This is a genomic window from Orenia metallireducens, from assembly GCF_003001995.1.
GTDB lineage: Bacteria > Bacillota > Halanaerobiia > Halobacteroidales > Halobacteroidaceae > Orenia > Orenia metallireducens_B.
This window is the reverse complement of record NZ_PVNB01000014.1, coordinates 45127-63489: the sequence shown is the minus strand read 5'-3', so window position 1 is coordinate 63489 and position 18363 is coordinate 45127. Positions and strand designations below refer to the sequence as shown.

Annotated in this window: 15 protein-coding genes; 1 reads left to right on the top strand and 14 read right to left on the bottom strand. The window is 32.7% G+C overall.

Annotated features, from left to right (window positions below):
• Window positions 1-22 precede the first annotated feature (22 nt).
• Both treC and treP read right to left on the bottom strand, forming a co-directional pair.
• Window positions 23-1729, bottom strand: coding sequence for an alpha,alpha-phosphotrehalase (treC, locus tag BX659_RS10630; protein WP_097018691.1), 1707 nt, complete (start codon window positions 1727-1729; stop codon window positions 23-25).
• A 304-nt stretch (window positions 1730-2033) separates the two neighbouring features.
• Window positions 2034-3458, bottom strand: a complete 1425-nt coding sequence (treP, locus tag BX659_RS10625) for a PTS system trehalose-specific EIIBC component (protein ID WP_097018692.1) — start codon at window positions 3456-3458, stop codon at window positions 2034-2036.
• Window positions 3459-3901: 443 nt separating this feature from the next.
• On the opposite strand from treP, the gene BX659_RS10620 reads away from it, so the two are divergent.
• Window positions 3902-4348, top strand: coding sequence for a staygreen family protein (locus tag BX659_RS10620; protein WP_097018693.1), 447 nt, complete (start codon window positions 3902-3904; stop codon window positions 4346-4348).
• Between the two features lie 169 nt (window positions 4349-4517).
• Here BX659_RS10620 and BX659_RS10615 read toward each other — a convergent pair whose 3' ends face one another.
• From BX659_RS10615 to BX659_RS10560, 12 genes are all read right to left on the bottom strand, one after another.
• Window positions 4518-5315 carry a hypothetical protein gene (locus BX659_RS10615; RefSeq protein ID WP_097018694.1) on the bottom strand — a complete coding sequence of 266 codons (798 nt, stop codon included), beginning with the start codon at window positions 5313-5315 and terminating at the stop codon, window positions 4518-4520.
• A gap of 206 nt (window positions 5316-5521) precedes the next feature.
• Entirely contained in the window at window positions 5522-7423 is a 1902-nt protein-coding gene (gene htpG, locus BX659_RS10610; RefSeq protein WP_097018695.1) for a molecular chaperone HtpG, read from the bottom strand.
• Between the two features lie 198 nt (window positions 7424-7621).
• On the bottom strand, window positions 7622-8314 hold the full coding sequence (locus tag BX659_RS10605) for a YjjG family noncanonical pyrimidine nucleotidase (RefSeq protein ID WP_097018696.1): 693 nt from the start codon (window positions 8312-8314) through the stop codon (window positions 7622-7624).
• A 100-nt stretch (window positions 8315-8414) separates the two neighbouring features.
• The gene (locus BX659_RS10600; protein ID WP_097018697.1) at window positions 8415-8930 is read right to left on the bottom strand and encodes an NUDIX domain-containing protein; all 516 of its coding nucleotides are present in this window, start codon (window positions 8928-8930) and stop codon (window positions 8415-8417) included.
• Between the two features lie 65 nt (window positions 8931-8995).
• Window positions 8996-9757 carry a methyltransferase domain-containing protein gene (locus tag BX659_RS10595; protein ID WP_097018698.1) on the bottom strand — a complete coding sequence of 254 codons (762 nt, stop codon included), beginning with the start codon at window positions 9755-9757 and terminating at the stop codon, window positions 8996-8998.
• Between the two features lie 84 nt (window positions 9758-9841).
• Window positions 9842-10780, bottom strand: coding sequence for an aminoglycoside phosphotransferase family protein (locus tag BX659_RS10590; RefSeq protein WP_172431943.1), 939 nt, complete (start codon window positions 10778-10780; stop codon window positions 9842-9844).
• Between the two features lie 207 nt (window positions 10781-10987).
• Window positions 10988-11602, bottom strand: a complete 615-nt coding sequence (locus BX659_RS10585) for a dienelactone hydrolase family protein (protein ID WP_097018700.1) — start codon at window positions 11600-11602, stop codon at window positions 10988-10990.
• 32 nt (window positions 11603-11634) lie between these two features.
• Entirely contained in the window at window positions 11635-12834 is a 1200-nt protein-coding gene (locus BX659_RS10580) for a TrmH family RNA methyltransferase (protein WP_097018701.1), read from the bottom strand.
• 456 nt (window positions 12835-13290) lie between these two features.
• The gene (locus BX659_RS10575; RefSeq protein ID WP_097018702.1) at window positions 13291-13731 is read right to left on the bottom strand and encodes a C-GCAxxG-C-C family protein; all 441 of its coding nucleotides are present in this window, start codon (window positions 13729-13731) and stop codon (window positions 13291-13293) included.
• Window positions 13732-13891: 160 nt separating this feature from the next.
• Entirely contained in the window at window positions 13892-14515 is a 624-nt protein-coding gene (locus BX659_RS10570) for a LysE family translocator (RefSeq protein ID WP_172431944.1), read from the bottom strand.
• A gap of 280 nt (window positions 14516-14795) precedes the next feature.
• On the bottom strand, window positions 14796-16961 hold the full coding sequence (locus BX659_RS10565) for an HD domain-containing phosphohydrolase (RefSeq protein ID WP_172431945.1): 2166 nt from the start codon (window positions 16959-16961) through the stop codon (window positions 14796-14798).
• A gap of 449 nt (window positions 16962-17410) precedes the next feature.
• Window positions 17411-18202: an epoxyqueuosine reductase gene (locus BX659_RS10560; protein ID WP_097018705.1), complete on the bottom strand. Its 792-nt coding sequence runs from the start codon at window positions 18200-18202 to the stop codon at window positions 17411-17413.
• Between the last annotated feature and the right edge of the window lie 161 nt (window positions 18203-18363).

Below are 18363 nucleotides of genomic sequence, written 5' to 3'. Positions count from 1 at the left end.
TATCATCACCCAGAATATTCTATCATTTTAAAGGTAATTTAGCAAGGTGGTAGACGATAGATTCATAAGGTCTTAGCCTTATATTCTGAATATCCTCTACAGAATCTTCATAATTTGAGATCAAGATTCTACTATCATAATCATTAAAATCTAATAATTCAGCAGGCAATTCAAACTCTGTCTCTTTGCCATAGAAGTTATTAATAACCAATAGCTTCTCATTATTATAGCTTCTTAGGTAAGCAAAAATATCCTCACTGTCTTCTAAGATTAATTTATAATCACCATAAGTGATAATATCAAGTTCCTTTCTTAGTCTAATCAGCTTTTGATAATAATAGAAGATTGAACCTTCATCTGTAACAGCCTTTTTAGCATTAATCTCTCGATAATTATCTGCTACTCCAATCCAAGGAGTACCCGTAGTAAAACCAGCATTTTCAGTAGCATCCCACTGAACTGGAGTTCTAGAGTTATCCCTTGATTTTGCCTTAATAGCAGCCATAATCTCCTCTTCATTCTTTCCTGCTTCCTTAAGAATTTTGTAAGCATTTAAGGACTCGACATCACGATAATCATCAATATTTGTAAAGTTTGGATTGGTCATACCAAACTCTTCACCTTGATAGATGTAAGGTGTTCCTTGCATTAAATGAATTGTAGTAGCTAACATCTTGGCTGACTGATTATGGTACTGACCATCATCACCAAATCTACTTACAACTCGTGGCTGATCATGGTTACACCAAAATAATGCATTCCACCCTCCACCTTGATTCATTCCGACTTGCCATTCTGATAAGATTCTCTTTAATTCAATAAAGTCAAAGTCTGCAGCAGTCCACTTCTCTCCATTAGGATAATCTACTTTCAAATGATGAAAGCTGAAGGTCATATTCAGCTCCTTACGTTCTAGATTAGTATACTTAACACAGTTCTCAATATCTGTTGATGACATCTCACCTACTGTCATCATCTCATATTTAGAGAAGACCTCTTGATTCATCTCCTGTAAATACTCATGGACTCTAGGACCATCTGTATAGAACTTCCTTCCATCACCAGGTGCTACTGATCCATCATCATCTGGAAAATCTTGATTCTTAGAGATTAAATTGATAACATCTAATCTAAAACCATCTACACCCTTTTCTAGCCAGAAGTCCATCATTTGATAGAGCTTCTTTCGAACCTCATCATTCTCCCAGTTCAAATCAGCCTGAGTCACATCAAAGAGATGTAGGTAGTACTCTCCTGTAGTCCCATCATACTCCCAAGCAGAACCACCAAATTTAGACTTCCAATTATTTGGCTCTCTACCCTCTTGAGACTCCTTCCAGATATAAAAGTCTCGATAGGGATTATCCTTAGATTTGGCAGACTCTTTAAACCATTGGTGTTCTGTAGAGGTATGATTGATGACAATATCCATAATTACTTTGATATCCCTCTGATGTGCTTCTGCTAATAATCTCTCAAAGCCCTCCATATCACCATATCCTTTGTGGATACTATAATAATCACTGATATCATAACCATTATCATTTTGGGGAGATTGATAGATAGGGGTTAACCAGATTACGTCAACACCTAATTTCTTTAAATAATCTAGCTTATCTATAATACCCTGTAAATCACCCACACCATTTCCTGTAGTATCATTAAAACTCTTAGGATAGATTTGATAGACAACCGATTTTCTCCACCATTCACTACCATTACTTTTCATAATACATCACCTCTTATAAAAGAAGCTCTCCATTAATTTAATAACAGGAGAGCTTTTGTATTTGTTTTTTATTATTAAAGATTATAAATTGTTGCTTAATGAGTATAGTGTGACGCTTTAGCTATTAGCTTCTGGCCTCTCCTACGGGTTTGAAAATCATAAACCCTCCGTGATAAATCTGCTATTAGCTAAGAACTTATGAAGCTAGAGGCTAGTAGCCAGTAGCTAGTGGCTATTAAAAAAGTATCGCATTATCATTCTATAACCCCATATCAAAATCCTAATCTAAATTTAGATATAATATTTATATCCTCTTCTTACCTACAGCAATCTTATTTTTAGCAAAGAAGATTGTTAGGATAAAGGGAACAACTATTGCAATTAGCATTGCTACAGCAAACATCAGTATATGCTGAGGTTGGATTGATAGGATACCTGGTAGTCCTCCAACTCCAATCGAGTTAGCCATAACACCTGAGCTTACTGAGACCAAACCAGCAATTGCTGAACCAATCATCGCAGCTAAGAAGGGGAAGATATACTTTAAGTTGATACCAAACATAGCTGGCTCAGTTACTCCCAAATAACATGAAATAGCTGCTGGAATAGAAACCTGCTTCTCCTCTTCATCATCTCTATTTAGATAGATTATTGCTAGTACTGCAGAACCTTGAGCAATATTAGATAAAGCAATCATCGGCCAGAGGTTAGTTCCACCAAATTCACTCATCAACTGTAAATCAATAGCATTTGTCATATGATGCAATCCTGTGATTACTAACGGTGCATAAGTAAAACCAAATACTGCTGCAAATAACCATCCAAAAGCTGATGTTAGTCCCGCATATACAACATTTGAAATATATGAACCGATTGTCCAACCAATTGGACCTAAGACAACATGGGCCAATAAGACAGTTGGCACTAAGGCAAAGAAAGGAATCACAATCATTGAGATATATTCTGGAACAAACTTACGTAACCAATTCTCCAAGGTAGCCAGAGTAAATCCTGCTAAAATTGCTGGAATAACCTGGGCTTGATAACCAATCATCTTAATCTGGGTAAAACCAAAGTCCCAGACTGGAGCCTCTGCCCCACCAGCTACTGCATAAGCATTTAATAACTGTGGAGAGACCAAAGTAACACCAAGTATAATCCCCAATATCTCTGTTGCTCCCATCTTCTTAGAGATAGACCAAGTGATTCCTACAGGTAAGAAGAAGAAGATGGCCTCACCAATCAACCATAAGAAGTGATGGACTCCAGCCCAAAATTGAGAGACATCTGTTAGAGTTTTAGTACCCTCTTCTAATAATTTAATATCTCCAATTACATTACGGAAACCTAAAATCAGACCACCAACTACCAAAGCTGGAATTAATGGTGTAAATATCTCAGCTAAATGTGAAATCATTCTCTGTAACCAATTAAGATTCTGCCTTGAATTCTTCTTAGCTACATCCTTACTCACTCCAGAAACACCTGAGACCTTGACAAAATCATTATAAAAATCAGAGACCTCATTACCGATAATAACTTGGAACTGCCCTGCTTGGGTAAAGGTTCCTTTTACACAATCAATCTTTTCAATTTTTTCCATATCTGCTTTCTGATTATCATTTAATACAAAACGCATCCTTGTAACACAATGTGATACCGCTGAAATATTCTCCTTGCCACCGATATACTCTAATAATTCTTCTGCTTGCTTTGTAAATTTAGCCATTTGTAACCCCCCTATATTCTTTATACAAACTATTTTAAAATTAACTGAGAACTAGTTTCAGAAAAGAAAGACTAGATTATTATCTGATTAACTTTTTTAGATAACTATCCACTCTTATCAAATATTATAGGGTTATAGTGGCTGTTAATCTTATTCTTTTCTCTAAACAAAAACTAATTATAATCAGAAATCTAAAAAATAGCCTGTAAATTAATATCTTTATATAGGTTATAATCTTATAATCTGTATACACACCTCATTTTCAAACTTGTATATACAACTTTCTTTCTAAGAATATTATAACTTGTATATACAAGTATGTCAAGAAAAAAATTTACTCTTCCCTCAACAGCTATAAAGCTCAATTAAAAATTACCACGTACCAAACCCTCTATAATCCCATATGATATATTAATCTAGTTTCAACAAAGGAGGAGAAGAGTATGAAAAGGTTAGACCCTGATAAGCTATCTGTCGAGTTTGGTTCTGGAGTTACTCCCACTGATCCTATTACACCTAGAAGATATACTCTAACCCATTCTGATATCACTGCTGAACTATTTTTGACTATTGCTCAAAAATATGCCTATAATCAGATTAATCCAAATCGAGATGAGGTATTGGCAGAATGGAGAGTAGATGAACATGGCTATTATCTGTATGCAAGTGTCTTAGTTGATGGTGAGTTTGGCTTAGTCAAAGCATTTATCAGAAATAGAATCTTCATTCAAGAGTTACCCCTTGCTTTAGAAGCTATAGTCTATGGTGATCGCGATTTTTTTAAAGCCCATCCCAACTTAAATAAGTCACCTATTTATGTAAATTTTATCTCTAGCTACCCTGCTTTCAGCCGGACTGAATATTGGGGGAAAGTCTCTACTTATAAGTAGCCAAAATAAGCTAATTGATCTCTTTTACTACTTAGTCTTAAAATATAGATGCCCCAGCTTAAAGTGAAATAAAATCACAAAATAATTAGCCACTAATTAACACTAATTAACTAGAATGTTTTAAATTTCTTTTTAGAGTTGTTCATCTATCTTAGTATTTTTATGATATTTATCGACAATATATAAACTCTTCCTTTCCTTCAGACCCACCCCAATAAGCTACAAAGTTATATGGTTGCTGATATTCAAAGAGACAGTAATATTTTGTTCTCCAAATCAGTCCTAGAAATCCTGACAGTTTCATTTCAAAGATATAGAATTTATCTATCCCCCCAATAATCTCTAATAAACCTTTAGGAAGATCATATTCTGATGAGATACCTTGGAGTTTGTTGGATTGTATCAGATTAAAATCCATCTTCACAGTTTTCCCTCGTTCATTAGCCAACATATCTATTTGAAAATCATCTCTCTTTTCCATTAATAAATATGCCTGCAAATAAAGAAAGATATTATCTGCATCAATTGTCTCATTCTCATAATTAACTATAAATTTATCCTGCTCTTTCTCTTCTTTATACAGTGATACAACCATCTGCTTCTTCTTGCTATCAAACTTTGAGACTCGCTGTTCATAGCCATGTAATTTCAATAATTCTTGGTATTTGCTATTAAATCTCATCTCAGTTCTGATAGGCATTAAATAACTATCCAAGCTAGATGTCCTCTTGGATAATGGAGACTGAGCGATATAAGAAATCTCTTTTGCTTCTTTATCAACATCCACCTTATATCTAAATTCAACAGGTTCTTCATTAGTAGGACCTATATACTCCCCTTCCTTCTCAATATGATTTGGAAATAATTCAATAGCTCCTTTAAACTTATTAAATTCTTCTGCTGTGCTATTAAAGCTTAATAAAAATATCAGTGCAATAAGTGATAAAATAGATACCTTGTATTTCATTAAAATTTGCTCCCCTCTCTACTTAGCTACATTTTTGATATATTGAGATACTCTGCTCTAATTATAATCTATAATACTATTGTTAAGAACAAGTTATGATGAGGTTAAAGGGAGTTTAAAAATTTATAGATTAGCTATAACCTCTTAATAAAAAAGAGAGATTAGCTTAATTAAGCTAATCTCTCTTTTGAAATAATCTAATGATATTAATAAGCTTTTGCCATCAAATCACTAATCTTATTAGCAAACTCTACAGGATTATCTGGGTTAAAGCCTTCCACTAAAGATGATAATGAATAAAGTAATTCACTATACTCCTTTAAGGTTTCACTCTCTGCATCCTGCTCATATAAACGTTCTATAGTAGAAAAGACTTGGTGATCTGGATTGATCTCTAAAATTCTACGGGCTTTGCCTAGATTTTGATTCATCCCCTGTAAGATTCTCTCCATTGACATACTCATCCCAGCTTCATCACTGACCAAGCAGACTGCACTTGATTTTAAACGTTTACTCAATCTAACATCATCAACCTTACCCTTTAAGTGCTCTTTAATTACCTCTAATAACTCTTCTTTTACTTCACTTTCCTCTTCTTGCTCTTCATCATCTAACTCTAAATCACCACGAAGCACCGACTTAAATTTAACATCTTGATATTCTCCTAAGATATCAATCACAAATTCATCGATCGGGTCTACGCAATAGATTACTTCTAAGCCCTTATCCTGTAATAGCTCCATTTGTGGTAGATTTTCTACCTTCTCTCTACTCTCACCAGTAACATAATAGATTACTTCTTGATCTTCAGAAATTCTATCAAGATACTCTGCTAAGGTGGTCATACCCTCTTTAGAATGAGAAGATTCAAAGATCAATAAATTCTCTAACTTATCCTTGTTACTATAATCTGTATAGATCCCACCTTTAATAGCTCTACCAAATTCCTTCCAGAAACCTTCATACTTCTCTCTATCTTTTTTAAGCATAGACTTTAGAGTTCTTAGGATCGTCTTCTCTAAATTCTTACCGATTACCTTTAGCTGTTTGCTATGCTGTAAGACCTCACGAGAGATGTTTAAGGAAAAATCTGGTGAATCAACTAACCCCCGTACAAACTTTAAATATTCTGGTAATATCTCTTGGCAGTCATCCATAATAAAGACACTCTTAGAATAGAGCTTAATCCCTTTATCAAAGTCTGCTGTATAAAAATCATAAGGTGCTTTAGTAGGGATATATAATAAAGCATTAAATTTGACCAATCCTTCAACCTGTTTATGTATAACCTCTAAAGGCTCATTCCAATCCTTAGAGAGATTCTTATAAAATTCATTATACTCTTCATCACTAATCTCATCCTTATTCCTATTCCAAAGCGGAGTCATCGTATTTAGAGTTTTAGTCTCTACTTCAACACTCTTCTCTCCATCCTCATTCTCCTGCTCATGATAGAAATCCATCTTGATTGGATATTTGACATAGTTAGAGTATTTTTCTACTAAATTTTTAATATTATTTCTATTAGTAAAATCATTCTCAAAATCAGCAGAATCACTGAACTCTTCTCTCAAAGTCAAAGTGATCTCAGTACCTCTTTGCTCTTTATCAGTATATTCTACTGTATACGTCCCATCACCTTCAGACTCCCACTTAACCCCCTTTTCTTGATGAGATGCACGGGTAATTAAGGTAACTTTTTCAGCAACCATAAAGGCAGAATAGAACCCAACTCCAAACTGACCAATCAAGCTTACATCTTCCTTATTATCCTTTAATTGTTCGATAAACTTCTTAGTTCCTGACTGAGCAATGGTCCCAATATTATTGATAACCTCATCATAGGTCATCCCAATTCCATTATCAGAGATAGTTAAAGTCTTATTCTCTTCATCTACATCAATCAAGACCTCAAAATCACTATCCCCCTCTAAAATATCCACATCAGTTAAGGACTCAAATTTGATCTTATCAATAGCATCTGATGCATTAGCTATCAACTCTCTAAGGAAGATCTCCTGATTGGTATAGATAGAATTAATCATTAAATCTAACAACTGCTTAGTCTCTGCTTGAAACTCTTTAGTCTCTGCTTGCTTAGTAACCATTATAAAATCCTCCTGTTTTATAGTATATTTTTAATCAAATATTATTTTAGCATTTAAAATTTCAATTGTCAATTTATCCATGGATAAATAATACAATCAACTTGAGTCTAAGACTAAAAAACAGTAAAAAATTCTTTTAATCTTTTACTTAGATTTATATCTTAAACTATAGCAATATACTAATACTTTAAGGAGATATTATTCCCCAGATAATATTTCTTTTAATTGACTTAAATCACTAATCTCATAAGTAGGTTCTACTCCATTTCTACTCTCTATTTTATTGGGATTAAACCAGCAAGTATCAATCCCAAAATTAATTCCACCTTGTATATCTGAGCTGAGACTATCACCGACCATCAATACTTTACTCTTATCGTGATACCCCATCTCTTTAAAGGTATGCTCAAAGATTCTAGGATTTGGTTTGGCAATACCTATCTCTTCTGAAATAATTAGATGGTCAAAATAACCCCTTAATACAGATGCCTTTAACCTCCCTTTTTGAACTGTTGCTAAACCATTAGTAACGATCGCCAGCTTATAATCCTTATCTAACTCTTCAATCAACTCCAAGGCACCATCAAGTAAAAAATGACCTTCAGCTAAAAATTCTAAATACTTTCCACTTAAGGCTTTATCCTCTATCTCTAAATCTAGCTCTTCTGCTAATTTTCTAAACCTCTCTAGCTTCAACTCCTCTGGTGTAATCAGTTCTTGTTCAAGTTCTTCCCATAACTTCTTATTAATTTCACGATATTGCTTTAAGTGATTCTCCTTCTGATATTCAACCTCAAAATAATTCATCAATCTCTCTATAGCATGCTCCTCGGCTCTATCAAAATCGAATAAAGTTCTATCTGCATCAAATAAAATGACTTCGTATCCCATCTCTTATCCCCCCTATTTATATAAAAACACTCTTTAATGAGCCACTTTAATCTTGATTATAACAAAGTATAATAGAATTCTCTATTAGAAGCATCAATAATTAAGAATCGATTATCTCCTTAGCCTTCTCAATAAAAGCTAAATCTCTTTTATGGATAAATTGACCTAGAGGATCTTCTGAAGAATCATTTTTCAGTAATTCTAACCCCTGATTAAAGGGCACCCATTTTAATTCAAAGTCATTAGCCAGTTCATTTTCACTAAAAGAGGTCTCCCCCACTTTCCCTACCACTTTGGCATAAAAACAGTAAGATAGTTGGATTTGTCCTGTAGGATATTTGCCAAAGCCATCCCTATACTCTATGATCAAGCCAATCTCATCTAGTACCTCTATCTCTGCACCTACCTCTTCTTTGACCTCTCTTTTTAAAGCAGAATAAATATCCTCCCCTTCTTCTATACCTCCACCTGGCAACTTATGATAGTTACCTTTACTAACATATAATAAAGCCATCTCCTTTGCATCATTCAACAGAACAGCCCTTGCTGCCTTTCTTAATTCATAAGTCATATCTTTATTCTGATTCTTTTCAGGAATCTCTTTTAATAATTCCAATCAGCTCTCCTCCTACCTTTCTTAAACCTCTATAATTCTAACTTCTATAGAACTAAATCTATCTACTACTTTCTACAAATTACAAGATTTCTATTTATAGAATAAAAGAACTCTCCTTTTTCATCTATTCTCTGTAAATACTCTAACCATTCATTTAGTCTTTCTTCTTCAATCAATTGCTGAGATGTAAGCCATTCCTTCATCATCTGAGCAACTTGATAAGAGTAATAATTCTTTTTAAAGCTATCATTAATTACTGAATAAATCACAGGTTTTATCTCTTTAAAAGCAACCCTTTTACACCAACCTAATAATTTTCTTCCTATAGTTCCATCAGGACCACTGTCTGTAAATTTGTTGATAATCTCTCTAGTTAAACTTAACTTAGTTGTACTAAAGACCTGTGTATCAAAATCACTATGCTGGATTATTGCTATCCCCTGGGGTTTTAATACTCGCTTAACCTCTTGAATAACTCTTTGAGGTTCTTCAATCCATTCGATTGTTTCTGCACAGATCACCTTATCGAAACTCTCATCCTCGAACTCTAAATTACAAGCATCCATTTTTTGAAACTCTATCTTTTCCCGCTCAAGCTCTGTTGATACTTTCTTGCTAGCATCACTCAACTTTAGTTCATCTATGTCAATCCCAACTACTTTAGCTATCTGTGGATTGCTATTTACCATAAAGAGTTCTGTATCACCTCGATTACATCCTATATCTAAAACCTTATCCCCTTCTTCTAGCTCTAATAAGTCTAAATAAAACCTCCATTGCTCAATAATATCAGGATATACTTCCGTATAGAAATTTTCTTGAGCCATAATTACCTCCTTGTTATTTTTATAAAAATACTCTAAGTATCATCTACTAAACATCTTTTAAATATATCATCTTAGCCAGTAAAATTATAAATTTTTAATATATTTAAGAATAAATTCGCATTTATCTATAGATTCTTTCAATTGGTCTTCTTTAGGATTGGCCTCTTCAAACCTCCAGCATGTACTCAGCACACACAAGACAAATAGGCAATTTGCAATAATAATCTTGGATTTGTCAAATTTACTAGCAAAAACCGAAACCATTTCATCTAAATAGTTACAGAGATTTAGACTATCAATATCTTCCCTAGCACTAACAACATTTAGATGATTATCTATAAACCTTGCTGATTCCATGCAAGCTACCCCCATCACCCCTTTGGGATCAATTGCCTTCCAATCTCCCTCTCTATCTTGGAGTATATTCCAATGATGCAAGTCACCATGTAAAAGTACTTGAGAAGCACTTTGTTGATTGATATCATCAAAAATTTCCTCAGCTATATCCATCAAAGAAAGCAGCTTAGCTCCTACTATCTTCTCCTTTCTAGCCCTATCAAATGCTCTTCCTAACCAGTCTTGATAAGTCGGAAATAGCTCATTATTATCAATACCTATAGGGAAGTTAGAAATTAAATCAGCAGCAACCATCAGCTGTTCTTTATTATCCTCTAGACTGGTCAGATTCTTCCCTGGAACTACTCTTTCTAATAGCATAGCAGCAAGCTTACTATCAAAATCATAATGTTTACAGATATTATGACCATTATACAGCGATAATGCTTTCATCTCTGTATATAACTCAGCAGAAGAGATAGCAACCTTAAGAACCACTTCGCCATATCTAGCTGCTTGAGCAAAGCAGACAAAGTTAAAAGATAAATCCTCTGCCACAACTATATCTGTTAAGCTCCATTTTTCTCTACATCTATCTAGAATATCAGGCAACTCTTTTAGCCACTCTTCTCCCTTACTACCAAAATACTGTACTATCTTGTCTTTAAAATACTCAGGTATCTCCATTAACTGGTCCTCCATTATATTGCCTATTATAGTAATAGAAAATATGATACACTTAAGTGAAAAAGCTACATTTAGGAGGTAGGTGGGTAGGGGTTAGGAAAATCCAACTCCCTAACCCCCCACCCCCTAACTACCAAAGTAAAAAATGTCGCAATATACTCATTAACCCCAACTTTAATTAAGTTAATCTAATTTATCCAAATAAGTTTAACCACTTAGTGATATGGAATTTCTTATAAAATTAATCATTTCTCTCTCAGCTCTTTTAGCTGAATTAGAGCAATATTTATCGGAATATGGGTCACTAAATCCATGCTTACCTTGGAATTGATAAACCCTCACATTTCTTTTAACCTCTATCTCCCCAATTAAATCTATTGAATCAAATGAAATTTCATTTTCTGGAAAGAATAAAAGGGTTGGACACTTAGGTATCACATCTGTATAATCTCTAATCCTTGAGCCATAATAGCCTATTATCATATCACAGAGACCTTGCTCATCACTACATAACCAAGCTATCGTTGCCCCTATACTAAATCCAAGTACTATAATAAACTCATACTCATCTCTAATTTGATATAACAATTTTTTAACCTTCTCTACTCCCACTGCAAAACCAACATTCTCTTTAAAGTTCTGATATACCTTTTGTTCATCACTATAGCTATAAGAACCATCTATCTCTAATAGATTTGGACAGATAATGTCAACTTGATACTCAGATAATTTCTTAGCGATATCCTTCATATGTTGATTGATACCATAAATCTCATGAAGCAGGACAACACAGGTCTCTGATTGATTATAATAGCTTAACATCCAATCTCTCCTTAGGTTTAATAAATACCAGTCTATACTTGATATTTCATTATTTGAATACAGTTCTGTTGAATCTTTTCTAAATAATCCTTTAAATTTTCCTTCTCTTCTTCTGTAAAATCCTTTAAGATTAAATTCTCTGTCTTTTCATGAATAGGCCACAGCTTTGCCAGTAACCCTTCTCCTTCTTTAGTTATTTCCAACTCTTCATACTCTTTTTTGATTAAACCTTGCTCATATAAAGGACTAATAAACTCTGCTAACCTATCACCAGAATATCCAAATTGCTCTTCAATCTGCTCCTTATTCATCTGTGACTCCCTTTTTAATACCATTAAGAATATAACCTGATCTCCACTAAATTCACTTATCTCTTTTAGCTTAATATCAAATGCCCTTCTAAGCAATTGAGAGGTGACATTTACCTCTCTTCCCAAACTAGATATAATCTTTTCTGCTAACATTGTTAAAGCCTCCTTTAATCTCAATTCATAAATACTGATCCCTGTAGCAACACCTACATTGAGGGATTCAACCCCTGTATACATTGGGATCTGAACGATATGATCAGCCTCCTTTAAAACCTCATCACAGACACCTGAAGTTTCATTCCCTACCACTAAGGCTATTGGTTTCTTATCTAAAGCAACTGTTGATTGTAAAGACTTACCATAGGGACTAGTTGCGATTATCTGATAACCCTTCTTTTTAAGATAAGAGACTGCTTGCTTAGGTGTATTATGCCTTCTAAAATTCGCCTTAAAGGATGTTCCACGAGAAGCATCGATAGTTTTAGGAATATAAGGATCAAAATCTTCATTAGTCGTTATAAACTCATTAATCCCATAAGCCTTACCAGTCCTAATAATAGTTCCTATATTTCCATGGTCCTTAACATCATCCAATAATAGAACAAATTCTTCACTTAAATCTCTATTAGCAATACCTTCAGCTACTCCCACAGCTGGAATTAGATAATTAGTTTCAGTAATCTTCTTTAAAATTCCATCAGAGCTTTGATAGATTGGAGCTGAAAAGCATTTATAATCTTCTGCATTTTCATCTTCACTAATAAAGATACTTCTTATTTTCAAACCAGCATCTTTAGCCCATTGCAACTGCTCTAATCCATGCAACTGTATCTTGTTTTTTAAAATCCTATTCTTACTTCTAGCTAATTCTCGGGCTTCTTGAACTACAGGATTCTTTAATTTTTTAATTTTTTCTACCATATTTCTTACCTCCACAAACTTTCAAATTAGTTATTTATCTATTATAGATATGTGAATTTAAAATAAAATTTAATGGGGATTTTACAATACTTTTACTTTTTAAAAAGTAGACAAATTATTAGATTCCGCCTAAAGGCGGGTTACATTTTTCCTTGATGAAAAAGTAACCAAACCTACAGGTTCATAGAACCTTCCGTGGCTCTACAGGGAATATAGAGAAATTCCCTTTCGCACAAGACCAGTAAAACCAGCCCAATCAAGAAGAAAATTAAACTCGCTACGCAATCAATATTAATTGAGAATAAGATAGCTAAGATTCCTACTTCAAAGATTATTTTATGAAGTATTATTTTTTAGAACACTTGCTCCACTCAAACATTAATTTCCTTCACATTAAAACCTTTTAAATTTGATTCTAAAGTTATAAAGCTATTTTATTTCTAAAAGTCTCTTTAACTATAAGTATCTAGACTCAATTATCTCTACTGCATCCAAAATATATTTGAGGCACTGATCTTTAAATCCTCCTTGCTTGACTGCCTCTTTCATCGCTTCTTCATCATTAAAGTTAACACCTAGCAATTCTAAACAGTTGATTGTACCGTTTACTTCTTTGAAATCATCTGCAAATTTTTGTATTAAATCATAAGTCTTTGCCTTAGATGCAGTATCACCTTCTTGATATCTGCCATTTAGGTACCCTATCACCATAAAGGCACCTGTAACAGCACCACAAGTTTTTTGCATCCTGCCCATTCCACCACCAAAACCACTAGATATTTTTAACAAATCTTCCTCTTTTAATCCTAAATCCTGAAAAAAAGCTACTAATACCGACTGTGAACAATTAAATCCCTTTGAAAATTTATCCTTGGCAATCTCTGTTCTAACCTTCATAGATACCACTGCTCCTCTAAATAATTTTTAATATTCTCCCTTTAGATTCAAATATTTACTTGCTAATAGATATATTTCTCTTATTTCAGGTTTTGATAAATCCTAAGACTCAATCTCTTCTCTAAGCAACTCTTCATAACCTTTACTGATATCCTTATAATTAATTTAAAGCTAAACTTACTCCCATAATTATAAAGATACTACCTACAATAAAGTTAAATACCTTAGCACTTCTTTTGTTATTAAGTATAAGTGTAATTTTTTCTCCAAATAATCCATAGATCATCATACATGAAAAAGCGATAATAGATAGGATCAACAGAGAAATAAATATCTTGATTAAACTACTCTCCCCTATCTTTATAAATTGAGGAAATAGAGCTGTAAAAAAAATAATTGCATTGGGATTTCCCAATGTAATAAAAAAAGCTTCCACAAATAAACTTTTAGGAGAAAAATCAAATTCTTTTGATTTATTATCTTCTTTCAATATAAAATCAGTCCTCTGAAAAAGAGCTCTTATTCCAATATAAATCAGATATAGAACTCCAAAATATTTAACTAGATTAAATATCATTTCTGACTGTACTACAAGTATGCCTAAACCTGTCAATGATAATATAGCTTGAATCAAGGTCCCTGTTAAATTGCCTACTGCACTAACCATAACATTCTTTAGACCATATTTAATTCCGTGATTTAATGCCAACAATGTTGTTGGACCAGGTACAATCGACGCAATAAATACTATTGTAGAAAACATAAGTACAAATTCTAATTTCATGTTCTCCTCCCTCATATACTAAAAGTATTTTATAAAATTAACCCTTATTTAATATAAAGACTAGAATAATTAATCTTATTGATATTTATTTTACACACATTACATAATTAACCACAAATTCTAATCCACCTTCAAGAAACCAATAAATATTATATTTTCCAACTATATAAATGTAAAACCATACTCAAAATTTCTAACTCCTTAAATTCTTTGTTCATAAAAATAAATCCAACCTATAGGCTGGATTTATTTTTACAAATATATAATTATTAAACCTAATCTAGTTCAATAGATCTATTAATACTTCAACAACTTCAGGGTCAAGCTTAATCCCAGCCTTTTTCTTTAATTCAATAATAGCATCTTCTTTAGTAAAAGAATCACTATTAATAAGCCGATCATAAAAGTTAATGGCATTAATGATTTTAGAATTTAAAGGTATCTCTTCCTTGCTTATTCCATTAGGATAACCACTACCATCCCAATTTTCATGATGGTATAGAATTAATTCAGAGATAGAATTTAAACATTTGAAGTTCTTAGCTATATTGTATCCAGCCTCTGTATGATTTTGTATTAATTCTATCTCTCTAGCACTTAAATCCTCTTCTTCTTTATTTAATATCTCTAAAGGAACTGTTAATTTGCCTATATCATGAAATTCAGACAATAAGGCTAATTTGTAAAGTGAATGTTTATCCAAATTCAACTTAGCTCCTAGTTTAACAGCCAGCTCCCTTACTCGTGATACATGGTAGATCGATTCATAATCCTCATTAAATAATCTATCTACCATAGAAGTAAGCAATGGATTTTGGAAATTATCTTTATTTCTTCCTTTATCAATATACATTTTATCTTCAGCTTCTTTAAACACTTCTTCTATTTCATCTTCTGGCCTTACTTTAGTTGCACTACCTACTGCTATATTAAGGGGTATGGGATCTAAAGCAGCTGCTGTGCAGTTCTCTTTAATTCGCTCGATAACCTTATCAACAGTCTTGGCATCTGTTTGGGGAAGAAGAATACAAAATTCATCTCCTCCTAGTCTAGTCACGATATCATCTTTACGTGTTGAGTTCTCTAATACAACTGCTATCTCCTTTAACAATCTATCTCCCTCTTTATGCCCAAAGACATCATTGGTTAATTTCAGACCATTAACATCACCTACAACTATACTTAAGGGAAGATAATTCTGACTATCTAATTGAACTAACATCTGCTCATAATAAGCCCGATTATAGACTCCTGTCAACTCATCATGGGAGTTCATATACTTTATCTCTTGCTCAATCTCTTTTCTCTCAGTAATATCATAAGCAGAACAGACTACATACTCTACTTTCCCGTTTTTATCTAATTTAGGTGTCTTGGTGATCAATAACAATCTATATTCACCTTTACCATTCTTAATCCATTCTTCCTTAGTTAACTCTTGCTTTTCAGTAAAGACCTTTTCATTATATTCTATACACCGCTCTGCAGTCTCTTGATCAAAAATAGAGTAAAGATTGGCATTGTTTATCTCATCTTTTCTTCTTCCTAAAAATTCAGCATGGGCTTTATTGACAGCACCATAGGTCTTCTCATCTACCAAATACCATACATGTATCTTGATATTTTCAAGTAAGATATTCTGTTCAAAAGCCTTCTCCTTTAAAACCTTATCGATTGCTTTGTCTTTATTAAAATCAGAGCTAAATCCCTTTAAAATATTATTAAATAATTCATTATATTTGAGCTTAGCCTTTTTTAATTCTCTATTTCTATCACTTAATTTTAATATGAATAATAATAATGAGATAATTAATAGAATAACTAAACCGATGATTACATTCAATAATAGTAAATTCTCTTTATAAAAATCATACAAAGTAGCTATTCTTATTGAAAAAATTCCAAAGGTATTATTGGCTTTCTTGGGTGTAGGATCAATAAAAAAAGACCACTCATTAGAATCAATATTACTTCTACCAAAAGAAATATCTCTACTCTGTTTTGAAAAAAGAACTTTATCTATAATAGTGGTTTCATCACTTGCTGTAATTATTATAGCCTCTCCAGATTTAGCTAATGAAAAATTCAAATGTAGTGGACCTTTTTCGGGCTTATCATCAGCCCATAAGAGTAAAAAGCCCTTTGGTGGAATAGTCGTTTCAGCAGGTTGTTTATGAGGGATTTGATACTTTAATGGATTATCTAGTTTGTCAGATATATACATTCCTCCTAAATCGATATAACTATTACTATTATTAAAGATTTCTATCCAATCACTAGATTCTCCACTCTCATCGAAAATAGTCTCTCCATTTGAAGCTAAAAACTCATTAATTATCAAATCAGGCTTAATATCTTGACCTGTCGTTAATGTAGTTGATTTTAAGATTATGAGGATTAATATTATTAATCTGAACTTAATCTTTGTTAGCTCAACATTTTTCATTACTCCTCTCCTTTCCACAAAATATACCATGGAAAATAAACTTAGACATCACACTATAAACTTAATTAAATATAACTATACAGAACACGAAAAGAGTTTAAATTTATTTAGCCACGAATTGGCACCAATCAAACACGAATCAAAGAATAAAAAATTAATTTAATGAATAAATCTTTTGAACTTATTCACCCCAAGAGTACTTTCTCGTGGAAATTAGTGTGATTTGTGGAAAAAATTACTCTTGTTTGCTCTTTTGCTTTTAAAATTTCTAATATAAAATCTTTATCGGTATATATAATTTTTGAATTTATCAATCAATGGATTATGAACTATTGGTCTTCTTTAGTATATTTAGATCATAGGTTAAAGATTCCTTCTTTGAAACTACAAATTTTATAAAATAATTAAAAGTTCACTTATTATCCAATAAATTTTTATAAATCTGCAATCTATACTATACTTTCTTGATAACTATAACATTTCTCTACTGGATTGATAAAAGAACAGGGTAAGTTCACAGAACACTTACCACAAACATCTGTTAAACCCAAATCACTATGTAATTTATCATTCTCGAGCAAGATTTCATAACACTTATGTCTATCAAAGGAATTAATCTTTAACGCATCATTAACACAGTTATCTACACATTTTTGACAAAGACCTTTGCTCTTATAAAGACAATACTCCTGATTATTTCTTGCTGTAGCCTCTATCTTTAAGTTAGTTACTATACTAGCAACTCTTCCACAGCACCCTTTATCTGTAATCAACATATTATTCAGACCAAACTTACCTAAGCCTGATATATAAGCTACATGCCTATGAGACCAATCACTTATCAAACTATCCTCATCAAAATTATGGGTAGCAGGGATAAGGCTAGATTGATAATTTAAAGCTGCAAGCTTTTTTTTGATATAATTATTCAGGTTAGATATAAGTTCATTTGTCTCTATATAGGCTCTAGCCCATTGTTTTGAACTATATCTTCCTGCTCTATTTGAATTCACAACATCTCGACTAAAGGGGATAAAATAAGCAATTACCGTTTGAGCATCCGTTAAAAAATCTTGAGGTAGAGCATGGGTTGAACTTACAACCTCTTTAAGTTTTCTAAACATCTGATCATTAGCATCAGCAAAGTTGACTATTGGCTCACCCCATTTAGTCTTTATTTCTTTTCTAGTCGAGTATTCTTGAATATATTCTCTAATTAAAGTTCTTATCTTCTCCTGCAAGTTAAATCCCTCCATAAATACTTGTATCTTATGCCGTTAGAACAAGTGCTATTATAGATAGATATTGCGACACTTCTACAAATAATAAATAATAGTGAATAAATAGAAGCTTATCTTTCTAGAAAGTTTAGTGGTTTTGAACTTAACTATTATTTATACTT